The sequence below is a fragment of the Priestia sp. D51 genome, from assembly GCF_053345675.1.
In genome coordinates this window covers 334510-350106 of record NZ_JBLTIR010000001.1, presented here as the reverse complement: position 1 = coordinate 350106, position 15597 = coordinate 334510, and the positions used below count along the sequence as shown (strand labels likewise).

The 15597-nt window shown below is 39.5% G+C and carries 15 protein-coding genes; all 15 read right to left on the bottom strand.

Annotated features, from left to right (window positions below; genetic code table 11):
- Nucleotides 1–9: 9 nt before the first annotated feature.
- A complete protein-coding gene (gene yqfC / locus ACNHOZ_RS01840; RefSeq protein ID WP_013059232.1) occupies nt 10–294 on the bottom strand; it encodes a sporulation protein YqfC in 285 nt (94 codons plus the stop codon).
- 59 nt (nt 295–353) lie between these two features.
- Nucleotides 354–815 (bottom strand): hypothetical protein, encoded by a 462-nt coding sequence (locus ACNHOZ_RS01835; protein ID WP_048019738.1) that lies wholly within the window; start codon nt 813–815, stop codon nt 354–356.
- Between the two features lie 31 nt (nt 816–846).
- Nucleotides 847–1830, bottom strand: a complete 984-nt coding sequence (floA, locus tag ACNHOZ_RS01830) for a flotillin-like protein FloA (protein WP_028411651.1) — start codon at nt 1828–1830, stop codon at nt 847–849.
- Complete coding sequence (locus ACNHOZ_RS01825; protein ID WP_048019737.1) at nt 1830–3161, bottom strand: NfeD family protein; 1332 nt, start codon at nt 3159–3161, stop codon at nt 1830–1832. The genes floA and ACNHOZ_RS01825 overlap by 1 nt, the downstream gene beginning before the upstream one ends.
- A gap of 178 nt (nt 3162–3339) precedes the next feature.
- Entirely contained in the window at nt 3340–3783 is a 444-nt protein-coding gene (locus ACNHOZ_RS01820) for a GatB/YqeY domain-containing protein (RefSeq protein WP_013059236.1), read from the bottom strand.
- A 15-nt stretch (nt 3784–3798) separates the two neighbouring features.
- Nucleotides 3799–3972: a 30S ribosomal protein S21 gene (rpsU, locus tag ACNHOZ_RS01815; protein WP_013059237.1), complete on the bottom strand. Its 174-nt coding sequence runs from the start codon at nt 3970–3972 to the stop codon at nt 3799–3801.
- Nucleotides 3973–4198: 226 nt separating this feature from the next.
- Nucleotides 4199–5557, bottom strand: coding sequence for a tRNA (N(6)-L-threonylcarbamoyladenosine(37)-C(2))-methylthiotransferase MtaB (gene mtaB, locus ACNHOZ_RS01810; protein ID WP_013059238.1), 1359 nt, complete (start codon nt 5555–5557; stop codon nt 4199–4201).
- Between the two features lie 5 nt (nt 5558–5562).
- On the bottom strand, nt 5563–6315 hold the full coding sequence (locus ACNHOZ_RS01805) for a 16S rRNA (uracil(1498)-N(3))-methyltransferase (protein ID WP_048019736.1): 753 nt from the start codon (nt 6313–6315) through the stop codon (nt 5563–5565).
- Between the two features lie 19 nt (nt 6316–6334).
- Entirely contained in the window at nt 6335–7276 is a 942-nt protein-coding gene (gene prmA, locus ACNHOZ_RS01800) for a 50S ribosomal protein L11 methyltransferase (RefSeq protein ID WP_028411654.1), read from the bottom strand.
- Between the two features lie 117 nt (nt 7277–7393).
- Nucleotides 7394–8524 (bottom strand): molecular chaperone DnaJ, encoded by a 1131-nt coding sequence (dnaJ, locus tag ACNHOZ_RS01795; RefSeq protein WP_013059241.1) that lies wholly within the window; start codon nt 8522–8524, stop codon nt 7394–7396.
- Between the two features lie 235 nt (nt 8525–8759).
- Entirely contained in the window at nt 8760–10577 is a 1818-nt protein-coding gene (gene dnaK, locus ACNHOZ_RS01790; RefSeq protein WP_014458181.1) for a molecular chaperone DnaK, read from the bottom strand.
- Between the two features lie 30 nt (nt 10578–10607).
- On the bottom strand, nt 10608–11168 hold the full coding sequence (grpE, locus tag ACNHOZ_RS01785) for a nucleotide exchange factor GrpE (RefSeq protein WP_048019735.1): 561 nt from the start codon (nt 11166–11168) through the stop codon (nt 10608–10610).
- Between the two features lie 105 nt (nt 11169–11273).
- Entirely contained in the window at nt 11274–12302 is a 1029-nt protein-coding gene (gene hrcA / locus ACNHOZ_RS01780; RefSeq protein WP_013059244.1) for a heat-inducible transcriptional repressor HrcA, read from the bottom strand.
- Nucleotides 12303–12393: 91 nt separating this feature from the next.
- Nucleotides 12394–13533 carry a radical SAM family heme chaperone HemW gene (gene hemW, locus ACNHOZ_RS01775; RefSeq protein ID WP_047749825.1) on the bottom strand — a complete coding sequence of 380 codons (1140 nt, stop codon included), beginning with the start codon at nt 13531–13533 and terminating at the stop codon, nt 12394–12396.
- Between the two features lie 175 nt (nt 13534–13708).
- Complete coding sequence (lepA, locus tag ACNHOZ_RS01770; RefSeq protein ID WP_013059246.1) at nt 13709–15532, bottom strand: translation elongation factor 4; 1824 nt, start codon at nt 15530–15532, stop codon at nt 13709–13711.
- Nucleotides 15533–15597: the final 65 nt, after the last annotated feature.

Genomic DNA, 15597 nt, shown 5'->3' with positions numbered 1-15597 from the left:
CTCCTTGTGTTATTGTTCTAAATAAAGAACTTGATTGATTTTACCTTCTAAAACCAGTTCTTCTGGCAGTATTACTTTAATGACCAGTCCTTCACCTCGAATTAACATTTGTCCCTGTTTTAGTAACACGCGTATTTCAGTATCAGAAAAGGCTAATAAACCTTTATGATTTTCAATATAAATGTGTATTTGTCCAACTAACGTAATACGGGGAAGATCCATTAATACATCAGCGGGTAGTTCCATTGTTTTTGTCATCCATCTTTTCATTTGGTGTCTCCACTTTTTGCTCATAAAAAGAACCCCCTTTCATCTCATGTTTATGAGAAAGGGGGTTAATGTATCACATCTATTTATCGTTTATATTTACGTTGTTTCGATTTTGGCGGCCCTAGAATTTCGGACCATATCACTCCTTGAACAGCTTCTTTACGAGAAATGGGCTTAAAAACGTTTTTCTCATCAGTTGTTTTTGGTTTTTCAACTGCAATTTTCTTTTGAATAGAAGGTTCATGATACGAACGGTTTTTTAGCTCTTCCAGTTTTTCTTGCAAAGGATTTGTTTCCGCTGAAGGAACAGTTTCTGGCTCCATACGAGCTGTTTTTGGCTCTTCTTTGACAGGGCGATATCTAGGTCTTTCCCGCCTTGAAGGATTGTTTACAGGAGGCATAGGAGCTCTTTTAGAACGCTGCTGTTCTTCCTCTTTTGACTGAGCCATAAAACGCTGCACAACGTTAAAAATAATCCCTCCAATGATGACAAAAATGAAAGCATTATTAATAATTAGTTTAATAAGCGTTTCAACGATATTCATTAGGAGAAAACCTCCTTGTTAAACTGATTCATTATTTCTCATCGTCTTCTTTAGACATTTTTCCAATTGAATCACGCATATCCGTATCAGCAGTCAAGTTTTGAATATTCATATAATCCATGACGCCAATATTGCCAGAGCGCAGTGCTTCTGCCATCGCTAATGGTACTTCTGCTTCTGCTTCTACTACTTTTGCACGCATTTCTTCTACTTTTGCACGCATTTCTTGTTCTTGAGCAACGGCCATAGCACGACGTTCTTCGGCTTTTGCTTGGGCAATATTTTTATCTGCTTCTGCTTGGTCTGTTTGAAGAACTGCCCCAATATTTTTACCAATGTCGATATCAGCAATATCAATGGATAAGATTTCAAACGCTGTTCCGGAATCCAACCCTTTTCCTAAAACCGTTTGAGAGATCATATCAGGGTTTTCCAATACTTTTTTGTGATCTTTTTGTGAACCGATTGTAGAAACAATCCCCTCGCCAACACGGGCAATAATCGTTTCTTCTCCAGCTCCCCCTACTAGTCGATCAATGTTTGCACGAACGGTAATTCGGGCTTTTGCTTTGACTTCGATTCCATCCATAGCCACCCCTGCAATAAAAGGTGTTTCAATAACTTTTGGATTAACGCTCATTTGTACAGCTTCTAGCACATCACGGCCCGCTAAGTCGATAGCTGCTCCGCGCTCAAATGTTAACTCAATATTTGCTCGGTGCGCTGCAATCAACGCATTTACCACGCGGTCCACGTTACCGCCTGCTAAATAGTGGCTTTCTAATTGATTAATGGTAATACCTAAACCGGCTTTACTTGCTTTAATTAACGGGTTCACAACGCGAGATGGTATCACTCGACGAAGTCTCATTCCGACCAGTGTGAAAATACTAATACGAACGCCTGCTGCTAATGCTGAGATCCATAACATAATCGGTACAAAAGTGAAAAAAACAGCTAAAGCAATAATTGCTAGGCCAATAACTACAAAAAACAATACGCTACCTGCTTCCATTAATTAAGGTCCTCCTTTTTCAAAGGCTCTGTAAGCTTCCGCACCACAACCCTTGATCCCTCTACTTTTATAATATTTACTAACACATCTTTGTCTAAATATCCGCCTTCAGTGACTACATCCACATACTCTTCATCGATGAGCACGGTGCCTGAAGGACGCAGCGGTGTTGTTGTTTTACCTTGTTTTCCTATTAATTCATAACGATTTTGATTCGATACATAACCAGATTCGGTATTAAGTGAATCATTAAGCACCATTTTTTTGAAAGGTGTAAGCTTTCTTTTAAAAAATTTCATCATCACAAACGCACCTCCCAGTGCCACCACTATTGCAATTACAAGAGAAATTCCCATTTCGACATTATTATCTGTTGACATAAAAAAACTTAAAATGATAGCTCCAAGCCCTAGCAGCCCTAAAACGCCGCCTGGCACTACAATCTCTAATAGAAGCAGTATAATTCCTGCTATAAATAAAACGACCGCTTCCATTCCTGCTAATCCTGCTACCATATGACCATAGAAAAATAAAAGAAGTGAAGCTACTCCAATAGAGCCCGCAATACCGAATGAAGGCGTAAACAATTCAATTACAATTCCTAAAGCACCAATGGATAATAAAATGGGCACAACAAGCGGATGGGTAAGAACACGAGCAATTTGTTCACTTACACTCATTTTTGCATACGTCAGTTTAGCATCTTCATAGCCAAGTACGCTCAGGAGATTATCTAAATTTTTTACAGTTCCTTCTGAATAACCAACTTGCTCGGCTTGCTTCGGAGTTAGCGTCAACAATTCGTTTCCTTTTAAGTTGAGCTCAGGTATGACCATCTTTGTGTTTGCCATCGCTTCTGCATATTTAGGGTTTCGGTTATTTTGTTCTGCTGCGCTCTTCATAGCCGATAACCAGTAGGACTGAGCTTTTTTTCCTGCTGCATTTCCCTGTTGGTCAATCACAGCTGCCGATCCCATTGTAGAACCGGGTGTCATATAAATTTGATCGGCGTTAAGTGCAATATACGCTCCGGCCGATAATGCTTTTTTGTCGACAAAAGCAGCGGTAGGAATAGGTGTTGAGGTTAAGCTTTTAGCTATTTCAGAAGCTGCATCTACAGCTCCTCCAGGAGTATCTATGTCCAATATAATCAAATCTGCACCGTCATTTTCCGCATCTTTAATGGATCTGTTTAGAAAAGAAAGCAGTCCATTTTCTACCGTTTTATTGACAGGAATAATGTGTACACGCTTCACGTCAGCGGTGCTAATAGTGGGGAATAACCCAGTGGCTAAAATAAGAAAGCACACGAAAGAAAATAAGGTTTTCACCGAATACACTTCCCTCCTTCCATAGATAGTATGAGTATGTATCTGTATATACGAATAACTTTAACAATAGTTTCAAATTTTTTAAAATTTATCTATTTTATTCTTTGCACTAGAGAAGCAAAACATACGTTCGGATATTATCTATATAAAAAACACCTTACACAAGGTAAGGTGTTTTTTATGATAAGTGTTGAAGGACAAGCTTATTAACAAGAGAGCCATCCGCTTTGCCTTTTACTTTCGGCATAAGCGCTCCCATAACTTTCCCCATATCAGCTTTAGAGGAAGACTGCGTTTCTTCAATCGTCGTTTTAATAATTTCAGATAACTCTTCTTCAGTTAGCTGTTTAGGAGCGTAAACTTCTAAAACCGCTAATTCAGAATGAATTTTATCAACAAGATCTTGACGACCTGCTTTCTCAAATTCATGGAGGGAGTCTTTACGTTGTTTGAATTCGCGAGAAATAACCGTCAACTCGTCTGCTTCAGTTAGGTCAGTGCCTAACTTAATGGCTTCGTTTTGAAGAGATGCTTTGACCATACGAATGACCCCAAGCTTCTCTTTCTCTTTGTTTTTCATCGCTTGTTTCATATCACTATTTAAACGCTCGAGAAGACTCATAAATCCACCCTCTTATTAGAACTTGCGTTTTCTAGCAGCTTCAGATTTCTTCTTACGCTTTACGCTAGGCTTTTCATAGAATTCGCGCTTTCTTGCTTCTTGTAACGTACCAGTTTTTGAAACTGAACGTTTGAAGCGACGAAGAGCATCTTCAAGCGATTCGTTTTTACGAACAACTGTTCTTGACATTCTAATTCCCTCCCTCCGAACAAAACCACTAACATCATAATGAAATGACATGTTAGACATGTCTTTTGCAATTATAATATAATGATTCCTTAAGGTCAACCGCTTTACATAAAGTAATGCAGTTATTCCCCCTTTATTTTATGAACTTTCTTGATAAAACATTACTCGTTCAGCTTTTTTATACGTATGAAAAAAGCTGCGTAAACACGCAGCTTTTCAATAAGTGTTATGAGCTCATTTTCACCTGATCTTGAAGATGAACCTCATCTAGCACGCGAACAAACTCACCTTCATTGTAAGGATATCCAGCTTTTGAAATTTTAACTTTTACAAGCTTTCCAACCATTTCTTCAGACGCTTTAAACACAACCTTTAAATAGTTATCAGTATACCCTACATATAAACCACTTTCAGGATCTTCTTTATATTTTTCTTCCGGAATTACTTCTAGTACTTCTCCTTCAAACGTTGAAGCATATTCTTTTGCCAATTGATTTGAAAGTTCAATTAAACGATGCACACGTTCATTTTTTACTTCTTCATCAATTTGGTCGGTCATACGAGCTGCTGGCGTACCTGTACGTTTAGAATACGGGAATACGTGAAGCTCTGAAAAACCGTGCTCTTTAATAAAGTTATACGTCTCCATAAACTCTTCTTCTGTCTCACCTGGGAAGCCCACAATCACATCTGATGTAATCGCTAATCCAGGAAGAGCTTCTTTCAGACGGTTTAAGCGCTCGCCAAAGAACTCCATTGTATACTTACGACGCATGCGCTTCAATACCGTATTTGAACCTGATTGAAGAGGAATATGCAAATGACGTACAACCATTTCTGATTGATCTAGTACCTCAATCACTTCGTCCGTAATTTGGCTTGCCTCAATTGACGAAATACGAATGCGTTTTAATCCTTTTACTTGCGACTCTAAATCACGAAGAAGCTGTGCAAGATTGTAATCTTTCATGTCTTCTCCGTATCCGCCAGTGTGAATACCTGTTAACACGATTTCTTTATAGCCTGCATCCACTAGCTGCTGTGCTTGTGCTACGACTTCTTTAGGATCACGAGATCGCATTAAACCGCGAGCCCATGGAATAATACAGAATGTACAGAAGTTGTTACAGCCTTCTTGAATTTTTAACGACGCACGCGTACGGTCTGTAAATGCCGGTACATCTAGCTCTTCATATACGCGTGTTTTCATAATGTTCCCTACACCATTAATCGGTTGACGCTCTTTTTTAAATTGTTCAATATAATCAAGCATCTTAACGCGATCTTGTGTACCTACTACGATATCAACACCAGGAATGGCCATAATTTCAGCTGGCGAAGTTTGAGCATAACACCCAGTTACACAAATAACCGCATCTGGATTTTTTCGCACAGCTCTACGAATAACTTGACGGCTTTTTTTATCTCCTGTATTTGTTACCGTACATGTATTAATTACATATACATCGGCAGTTTGTTCGTATTCAACACGCTCATAGCCTTGGCCTTTGAACAATTGCCAAATTGCTTCTGTTTCATAGTGATTTACTTTACACCCTAGCGTGTGAAAAGCAACTGTTGACATAATCGTCACCTCATTAACTCAGTTTGATAAGATATAGCAGACAGCGCATATAAAGGAGCTGTTTCTGCTCGTAAAATTCGCGGACCAAATCCGCTTATTGTAAATTCATTTTCTTCTAATACTTCTACTTCCTGCTCGGTCAAACCACCCTCGGGGCCTACAACCACAAGCACGGAATTGCCGGGTTTTAAAGCTGAAAGAACAGCGTGTAGATGAGATGTTTCTCCTTGCTTTGCTCTTTCTTCATAGGCTACAACTTTATGAGTATAATCACCGCTAATTTCTACTAGTTTTTTAAAAGAAATTGGGGCTTCTACTGCTGGTACAATCGTACGATGAGATTGTTCTGCAGCCTCTTTAGCAATCTTGTTCCAGCGATCTACTTTTTTTTGACTCTTTTTATCATCCCATTTAACAACTGAACGAGCCGCAATAAAAGGGATAAACCTATACGCTCCAAGTTCTGTCCCTTTTTGGATAATAAGCTCGAGCTTATCCCCTTTAGGCAGACCGTTCACAATTGTAACATGGACTGGAAGCTCTTTTTCTTCGCTTATCCATTCTATAATAGATGCTTTCACTTCGTTAGCGGAAATATTTTCAATTTCACACAATGCAGCTTGCCCCTGTTGATTACAGGCAATAAACTGTGATCCTTCATTCATTCTCATGACGCGTGAGATATGATGGGCATCATCATGTGTCACTATGACACTTTGCTCTTGAAATTGATCATTTGGCAGAAAATAACGTTGCATCTTGACACCTTCTCACTTGTTAAGCTTGTTTTTGCGCAATAATTGCTACCCAGTCTTCCATAAGCGTTACTTCTTGAATAACAAAGCCCGCTCCCGTTAACGCTTTTTTGACATCTTCTTTTTTCGCACTAATAATACCTGATGTAATGAACATGCCTCCTGGCTTTAATACCTTTGCAGCATCGTCTACAAAACGAACGATTACCTCAGCAAGAATATTCGCCACAACAATGTCCACCGGTCCTTCTATACCTTGCAATAAGTTGTTTTGACCTACTGTTACGATATTTCCAACTTGATTCAGTTCAATATTTTCGCGGGCAGAACGTACGGCTACTTCATCAAGATCTAGAGCTTGTACATTACTTGCTCCTAACAGGGCTGCGCCAATACTTAGCACTCCTGAGCCTGTACCCACGTCAATAACGGTATCTCCTGCTTTCACTGTTCTTTCCAATGCTTGAAGAGACATAACCGTCGTTGGATGCGTACCTGTACCAAAAGCCATTCCGGGATCAAGCTCGATAATCAATTCATCTGTGCTTACTTTTTCATAGTTTTCCCAAGTTGGTACAATCGTAAAACGCTCTGAAATTTTCACAGGGTGGTAATATTTTTTCCAAGCAGTGGCCCACTCTTCCTCGTTCACTTCACTGATCGTAACTTTGTTAGCTCCTAAATCAAAGTCGTAAACAAGCAGTCCATTAATTTCTTTTTTGATACCATCCACAGTTTCTGCTAAAAAGCTGTTAACTGGAAGGTATGCTTTAATCACTACACCTTCCTCTGGGTAGTCTTCTACGTTTAAATCATAGATTTCACCAAAAGTTGTATCTCTGTCCTTCACTAAATCAGCAGGATCTTCAATGACTACCCCGCTAGCTCCTGATTCATGTAAAATATGAGAGATGGGTTCAATTGCTTCTTGCGCTGTATGAATACAAATTTCAGACCATTTCATTGCTACCAACTTCATCCTTTCTGCCTTCAGTAATATAGGATTTTAAATATGAACATGACAGATGACAGGTTGGCAAAGTACCTTTACCAACCTGTCTCTGTTTATTATGAAAGACAATTATTCTCCTTTAATTGCTCGTTTTACTTTTGCAAAAAAGGAATCATGCTGCTCATCAACGGCTTCTTGACCGCTCAGTTCAGCGAACTCACGCAATAATTGTTTTTGTTTTTCTGATATTTTTGTTGGCGTTACAACGCGAACGTGAATATGCTGATCTCCTTGACCATACCCTCGTACGTTTGCCACACCTTTTCCTTTTAAACGGAATTTCGTCCCCGTTTGTGTACCAGCAGGAATCTTCAGCTTCACCTTGCCGTGTAGAGTTGGTACTTCTACTTCATCACCTAGTGCTGCCTGAGCAAACGTTAAAGGCATTTCGCAGTAGATATCGTCTCCATCACGTTCAAAGAATTCATGAGTGCGCACGTGGAACACTACGTATAAATCTCCCGGAGGACCACCATTTACCCCTGGTTCTCCTTGAGCACTAACGCGCAGCTGTTGACCATCATCTACACCAGCTGGAATTTTAACATTAATTTTACGTCGTTTTGTTACTTTACCGTCACCGTGGCACGTTGCACATTTGTCTTTAATGATTTTTCCCGTACCATTACAATGATGACACGCACGTCGATTTACCACGCGACCAAACGGCGTGTTTTGTTCAACGTTTAACTGACCTGAACCATTACAGTGCGAACATGTATCAACTTTTGTTCCAGGTTTTGCACCTGAACCGTGACATGTTTCACACGTTTCTTCACGTGGAATTTCAATTGTTGTTTCTTTTCCGAAAACAGCTTCTTCAAAAGAAAGTGTCATCGTGTATTGTAAATCGGCACCTTGTCTCGGAGCATTAGGGTCACGTCTGCGACCACCACCACCAAAGATCGAGCTGAAAATATCTTCAAAGCCGAAGCCGCCAAAGTCTGAGCCGCCTCCACCAAAGCCGCCAAAGCCTTGATTTGGATCAGTATGACCAAATTGATCGTATTGTGCTTTTTTTTGGTCATCACTCAATACTTCATATGCTTCTTTTACTTCTTTAAATTTGTCAGCAGCATCTTCCGCTTTATTAATATCTGGATGATATTGTTTAGAAAGCTTGCGGTATGCTTTTTTTATTTCATCTTTTGTAGCGCTCTTACTGATACCGAGTACTTCATAGTAATCTCGCTTACTCATCAATACTCACTCCCGAATCGTTTCACATAAACGTAATTGTATCATTATTAATAATTCCATAGCAACATAAAAGTTACTTTCTATTGCTCACGTGCACGCAGAGAGCCAAGAGAAAAACTTCCCCTTTCGCTTTTCCACGTTAAAAAAGTCAAAGCCAAGAAATAAGCTTGACTTTGACTTTTTAAAAAGATGTGAATCGCACCATGGCGTCATTCACGTTAGTCGTCAAGATGCATTATTTTTTGTCGTCGTTTACTTCTTCAAACTCTGCATCTACAACATCATCATTTTGAGCGCCTTGTTCACCTGCTTGCTGAGCTTGTTGAGCTTGCTCATACAATTTTACAGTTAACGCTTGAACGATTTCTTGAAGTTCATCTTTTTTCGCTTTGATTTCTTCAAGGTCATTCTTTTCAATCGCAGCTTTTAAAGCATCTTTTGCTTCGTTAGCTTTTGTTACTTCAGCTTCTTCTACTTTTCCTTCAAGATCTTTTAATGTTTTTTCAGTTGTAAACACTAGTTGATCTGCTTCGTTGCGTAGTTCCACTTCTTCTTTACGTTGCTTATCAGCATCTGCGTTTTCTTCCGCCTCTTTTACCATGCGTTCGATTTCGTCATCTGATAAACCAGTTGAAGATTTAATTGTAATCGCCTGCTCTTTGTTTGTACCTAAATCTTTTGCACGAACGTTTACGATACCGTTCTTATCAATATCGAATGATACTTCGATTTGAGGTACTCCGCGTGGTGCAGGAGGAATGTCTGTTAATTGGAAACGTCCTAGCGTTTTATTGTCTGCAGACATTGGACGCTCACCTTGAAGAACGTGAATATCTACAGCCGTTTGGCTATCTGCAGCCGTTGAGAATACTTGTGATTTACTTGTTGGAATTGTCGTATTACGCTCAATTAGCTTTGTAAATACGCCACCCATTGTTTCGATACCTAGTGATAAAGGCGTTACGTCTAGTAATACAACGTCTTTTACATCACCAGTTAATACGCCACCTTGAATTGCTGCACCAAGTGCAACTACTTCATCAGGGTTTACACCTTTATGAGGATCTTGACCAGTTTCTTTTTTGATTGCATCTTGTACCGCTGGGATACGAGTTGAACCACCAACTAAGATTACTTTATCAAGTTCGCTTGCAGAAAGACCTGCATCTTTTAAAGCTTGACGCACAGGGGCCATTGTACGTTCAACAAGACCTGCTGATAACTCGTCAAATTTAGCACGTGATAAAGATACTTCTAAGTGAAGAGGACCAGCTTCTCCAGCAGTGATAAATGGTAAAGAAATTTGTGTAGATGTTACGCCTGATAAATCTTTTTTCGCTTTTTCAGCCGCATCTTTTAAACGTTGAAGCGCCATTTTATCTTTGCTTAAATCAACGCCGTTTTCTTTTTTGAATTCAGCTACTAAATAGTCGATGATTACTTGGTCAAAGTCGTCACCACCAAGGCGATTGTCACCTGCAGTTGCGCGAACTTCAAACACGCCGTCGCCAAGTTCTAGAATAGATACGTCAAACGTACCGCCACCAAGGTCATAAACTAAAACTGTTTGATCTTCATCTGTTTTTTCTAATCCGTATGCAAGCGCCGCTGCAGTAGGCTCGTTAATAATACGCTCTACTTCTAAACCAGCAATTTTACCAGCATCTTTTGTTGCTTGACGCTCAGCATCATTAAAGTAAGCAGGAACTGTGATAACAGCTTTTGTTACAGGCTCACCTAAATACTCTTCAGCATAACCTTTTAAATGTTGAAGAATGATAGCTGACATTTCTTGAGGCGTGTATTGCTTGCCTTCAGCTTCCACCTTATGGTCTGTACCCATATGACGTTTAACTGAAATAATTGTGTTAGGGTTTGTAATAGCTTGACGTTTCGCTACTTCCCCAACTTGACGCTCACCGTTTTTGAATGCCACAACTGATGGCGTTGTACGGTTTCCTTCTGGATTTGGAATTACTTTTGGTTCGCCGCCTTCTAATACAGCGACACAAGAGTTAGTTGTACCTAAATCGATACCAATGATCTTACTCATTGACAATGACCTCCTTCATAATATGTAGTGTTATTGATTCACTTTAACCATCGCAGGGCGGATGATTTTATCTTTTAATTTGTAACCTTTTTGAAGCTCTTCTACTACCGTGTTCGGTTCGTATTCATCGTCTTCTACTTGCATCACTGCTTGATGCTCGTATGGATCAAATGTTTTCCCAACTGACTCAATTGCTTCAACACCTTCTTTTTGAAGTGCCTCTACCAATTGACGGTATACCATTTCTACACCTTGTAGCACAGATTTGGTTTGTTCGTCCGCTGTGTTAACTTGTAATGCACGTTCAAAGTTATCAAGTGCTGGTAAAATATCCGCAACCAATGATTGAGCACGGTATTTTTGAGCAGCTTCTGCATCGAGACGTGAACGACGACGGAAATTATCGAAATCAGCTTGTAGACGTAAGTAGCGATTCTCTTCTTCTTCAAGCTGTTGCTTTAATTGATCATTTTCTTGTTGAAGAGGGTTTACTTCCTCAGACGCTTCAGCTTCATTTGCTTCAGCAGCTTCTGTTTGAACTTCTTCAACCACTTCTTCGTTTTGTTCTTCTACTTGCTTTTCGTTTGACAATTCATTCACCTCCCTTAAATGTTTACACACATTTTCACATTTTAAACAACGATTTTTATTTTATCACAGGGAAAGGATGGAAGTAATATATTCCACCCGATTCCTTTATTCTTTATACAAGTTTGTTAACACTTGAGACATATCTGATGATAGCAGTGTAAGCAAACTAATCACACGCGCATATTCCATGCGGGTCGGTCCCAGTATAGCAATTGTGCCGAGCTGTTCGTGACCAAAAGAATAACTAGCTGTAATTAAGCTGCAGCCTACCATTTCATTCAACTTATTTTCATGACCAATTTTCACGTGTATGCCAGCCTCATTTGGGCTTAGCAGCTTATAAAACTGCTGTTCATGTTCAATAATGTTGAACAGCCCGCGAATTTTATTAAGATCATGAAATTCCGGCTGAGCAAACATATTCGTTTTGCCGCCAACTACTAATTTGCCATTCATGTTGAGCTTTAATGCATCATTGAGTATATCCATCGTCTGCTCATACCCTTGAATGTGGCTTTTTAAGAGCGTCGCTACTTCTTTGTACATTTTATCATGTAAATCAGTAATGCGAACGCCGATGAGCTTTTCGTTCAAAATGTTAACCATCTTTTCAATATCGGAAGGTTGAATACTGCTCGGTAACGTAATCGTCCGACTTTCAACGTGTCCTGTATCAGTCACAATAATGGCAACAGCTGACTGAGCCGTTAAAGGTAAAATCTGCAGCTGTTTTAACTTATGGCTGACCGCTTTTGGCCCTAGCACAATGGACGTTAAACTCGTTAAATCAGATAAAATTTGCGCTGATTTTTGAACGAGCTGCTCCAGTTCTACAATGCGCTCAGCAAATACCGAACGTACTGTAGAAACATCGCTTGCTTTCAAGTGCTGCGGGGACACTAGGTGATCAACATAATAACGATAGCCTTTCTCAGACGGAACGCGCCCTGAAGAAGTATGAGTTTTTTCAATAAATCCAAGTTCTTCTAGGTCTGACATCTCATTACGAATCGTAGCCGAACTAAAATTAAACTCTTCTTTCTTAGATAATGTTCGAGAGCCTACCGGCTGCGCAGATCGAATGAAATCATCAATAATGACTTGTAAAATTAATAACTGTCGATCAGTAAGCACGCTTCATCACCTCTGTTAGCACTCTAAAACTCTGAGTGCTAAATCTAATAATAAATTACCAAATCACTATAGCGATGTCAACGATTTGGTATTAGATTATCCCAATAAAGGCTTGAAAAACTTCATTCCCCAAAAATCGACCATTGTGTGTTAAAAAGACGGAGCTATTGTCTTCACCCAAAAGTCCTTTCTCTTTGTATTCTTGAATAGGTTCTCCAAATACATCTTTTAATTCTCGATTGAATTTTTGCTTAAACTCCTCTTTTGAGACTCCTTTCGTTTTACGAAGGCCCAAAAACATTTCTTCTTCCATTTTTTCAGCCTCGGTCACGCTCACTTCATTAAGATATGCATTTCCTTTTTGCTCGACTGAATCAATGTACTTTTTTAATGGTCCAATATTTGCTCGTCTTATTCCGTCAATATAGCTATGTGCGCCTGCACCAATTCCGTAATAATCGTCGTTGTTCCAATATGTTAGATTATGAATACTCTCGTAGCCTGACTTTGCGAAATTACTGATTTCATATTGATGAAAACCTTGTTTGTCCATTTCTTTCATAAGCAGCTCATACATAGCTGCTTCTTCTTCTTGAGCAGGCAGCGGCAGCTTCCCTTTATTCATTAAATTATAAAATACCGTTTTAGGTTCAATAATTAACGAATAGGCAGACATATGCTCTACCTCTAATGAAAAAGCGGTTTGAAGCGTAGAAGAAAAATCAGCTACCGTTTGTTCCGGCAAGCTATAAATTAAGTCTAAGCTTATATTCGACATTCCAATCTTTCTCGCTTGCTCAATACAATCAAATACCTGCCTATTTGAATGCACACGTCCAATTTTCTCCAATAACCTTTCATTAAACGTTTGTACACCAATACTTAAACGATTCACGCCATAGTCATGGAGAAGCTGAAGCTTTTCTTTTGTCAATTCATTCGGATTCGCTTCAAATGTAAACTCACCTTTCTCATCATAAGGAAGATACATACGAATGGATTCTAAAAAATACTCCAGCTGCTGTTCATCTAAGGCTGTGGGCGTTCCACCCCCAACGAATATCGTGTTCAAATTGGTCGTTGGATAACGTTCGACTGTTTGTTTCATTTCTTCTCGCATGCTTTCCAAATACGGCATAACGGGCTGATTTTTGAAAAACACTTTATTAAAGTCACAATAGTGACAAATATGATGACAAAACGGGATATGCAGATATGCTGCCTTCACCATGGACTTTCACCTCAATCACATTTATAAATGATAAAAATACCGCAGAGTCTCTCTGCGGTATTTTTATCTATGTTCGTTCACACTTATTTACAGCGCTCAAAACTCTTTACTATCGTATCAGATTCGCTTCATTTTCAAAACTAATTTGACATGTTAAATAATAGAATTTCAGCTATTAATCTTCGTCCATGCGAAGCACAGCCATGAATGCTTCCTGCGGTACTTCAACAGAACCGACCTGCTTCATACGTTTTTTACCTTCTTTTTGTTTTTCAAGAAGTTTACGTTTACGAGAGATATCTCCTCCGTAACATTTTGCTAAAACGTTTTTGCGAATGGCTTTAATTGTTGAACGCGCCACAATTTTTTGACCGATTGCCGCTTGAATCGGCACTTCGAACTGTTGACGTGGAATAAGCTCTTTAAGCTTTTCTACAATGACTTTACCACGATCATAAGCTGAATCTCTGTGAACGATAAAGGACAGCGCATCGACCGTTTCACCGTTTAAGAGAATATCCATCTTCACAAGCTTCGAAGGCTGATATCCGATAAGCTCGTAGTCAAACGACGCGTAGCCTTTTGTATTTGATTTTAGTTGATCAAAGAAATCATATACAATTTCAGCCAGCGGAATTTCGTATACAATACTCACGCGATTAGCATCCAAGTACTGCATATCAATAAAGTTGCCTCGCTTCTTCTGACAAAGCTCCATCACAGCACCAACATAATCGTTTGGTACCATCATTGTGGCCTTCACATACGGTTCTTCCACGCGTTCAATCTTTTGTGGGTCCGGCATATTAGAAGGGTTATCTACAGACAGATGAGTCTCGTCTGTTAAATATACGTCATAAATAACGCTTGGAGCTGTTGTAATTAAATCAATTTTAAATTCACGCTCAATACGCTCTTGGATAATCTCCATGTGAAGCAGTCCTAAGAATCCACATCGGAAACCAAACCCTAAGGCCTGAGACGTCTCTGGCTCAAACTGAAGTGCAGAGTCATTTAGCTCTAACTTTTCTAGTGCTTCACGAAGATCGTTATACTTCGCTGTATCAATCGGATACAGTCCGCAGTATACCATTGGATTCAGACGACGATAGCCAGGAAGAGGTTCACTTGCTCCGTTTTTGGCAAGAGTAATCGTGTCCCCTACTCGCGTATCTCCAACATTTTTAATAGCTGCTGTTAAAAACCCTACGTCGCCAACAGAAAGTTCATCTTTAGCAACGGCTTTTGGCGTTAACACACCTAGCTCCGTTACCTCAAACTCTTTTCCTGTTGCCATCATTTTAATTTTGTCGCCTACTTTTACTCGTCCCTGTACGATACGAATAGATGCAACTACACCTCGGTATGCATCATAAAATGAATCAAAGATTAGCGCTTGAAGCGGTGCATCTGGATCCCCTTCAGGAGCAGGAACTTTTTCAACAATTTGTTCTAAAATTTCTTCGATTCCAATTCCTGCTTTAGCTGAAGCTAATACAGCTTCCGACGCATCTAATCCAATTACGTCTTCAACCTCTTGGCGCACTCGCTCTGGCTCTGCGCTCGGCAGGTCAATCTTATTAATGACAGGTAAAATTTCAAGGTTGTTATCAAGCGCTAAATATACGTTTGCTAGTGTTTGAGCTTCAATACCTTGAGCTGCATCTACTACTAGAATAGCACCTTCACACGCGGCTAAACTTCGCGACACTTCATATGTAAAATCGACGTGTCCCGGTGTGTCAATTAGATGAAAAGTATACTCTTCTCCATCTTTTGCTTTGTATTGAAGCTGCACAGCATTTAATTTAATGGTAATTCCACGTTCACGTTCTAAATCCATCGAATCTAAAAGCTGAGCTTTCATTTCTCGCTGTGTTAACGCATTTGTTTTTTCTAAAATACGGTCTGCTAATGTTGACTTACCGTGGTCTATATGAGCAATAATCGAAAAGTTTCTGATTTTCGATTGTCGTTTCAATCTTGCTTCTCTATCCATATTTTTTTCACTCCTACTGAAAATCGGCAAAATACACTAAACTAAATTATAACAACACATTCGTC

Bases quoted from the DNA above. Each gene is read 5' to 3' on its own strand.
- yqfC (WP_013059232.1), bottom strand. From the start codon at position 294: ATGAGCAAAAAGTGGAGACACCAAATGAAAAGATGGATGACAAAAACA.
- ACNHOZ_RS01835 (WP_048019738.1), bottom strand. From the start codon at position 815: ATGAATATCGTTGAAACGCTTATTAAACTAATTATTAATAATGCTTTC.
- floA (WP_028411651.1), bottom strand. From the start codon at position 1,830: ATGGAAGCAGGTAGCGTATTGTTTTTTGTAGTTATTGGCCTAGCAATT.
- ACNHOZ_RS01820 (WP_013059236.1), bottom strand. From the start codon at position 3,783: ATGAGTCTTCTCGAGCGTTTAAATAGTGATATGAAACAAGCGATGAAA.
- rpsU (WP_013059237.1), bottom strand. From the start codon at position 3,972: ATGTCAAGAACAGTTGTTCGTAAAAACGAATCGCTTGAAGATGCTCTT.
- mtaB (WP_013059238.1), bottom strand. From the start codon at position 5,557: ATGTCAACAGTTGCTTTTCACACGCTAGGGTGTAAAGTAAATCACTAT.
- ACNHOZ_RS01805 (WP_048019736.1), bottom strand. From the start codon at position 6,315: ATGCAACGTTATTTTCTGCCAAATGATCAATTTCAAGAGCAAAGTGTC.
- prmA (WP_028411654.1), bottom strand. From the start codon at position 7,276: ATGAAATGGTCTGAAATTTGTATTCATACAGCGCAAGAAGCAATTGAA.
- dnaJ (WP_013059241.1), bottom strand. From the start codon at position 8,524: ATGAGTAAGCGAGATTACTATGAAGTACTCGGTATCAGTAAGAGCGCT.
- dnaK (WP_014458181.1), bottom strand. From the start codon at position 10,577: ATGAGTAAGATCATTGGTATCGATTTAGGTACAACTAACTCTTGTGTC.
- hemW (WP_047749825.1), bottom strand. From the start codon at position 13,533: ATGGTGAAGGCAGCATATCTGCATATCCCGTTTTGTCATCATATTTGT.
- lepA (WP_013059246.1), bottom strand. From the start codon at position 15,532: ATGGATAGAGAAGCAAGATTGAAACGACAATCGAAAATCAGAAACTTT.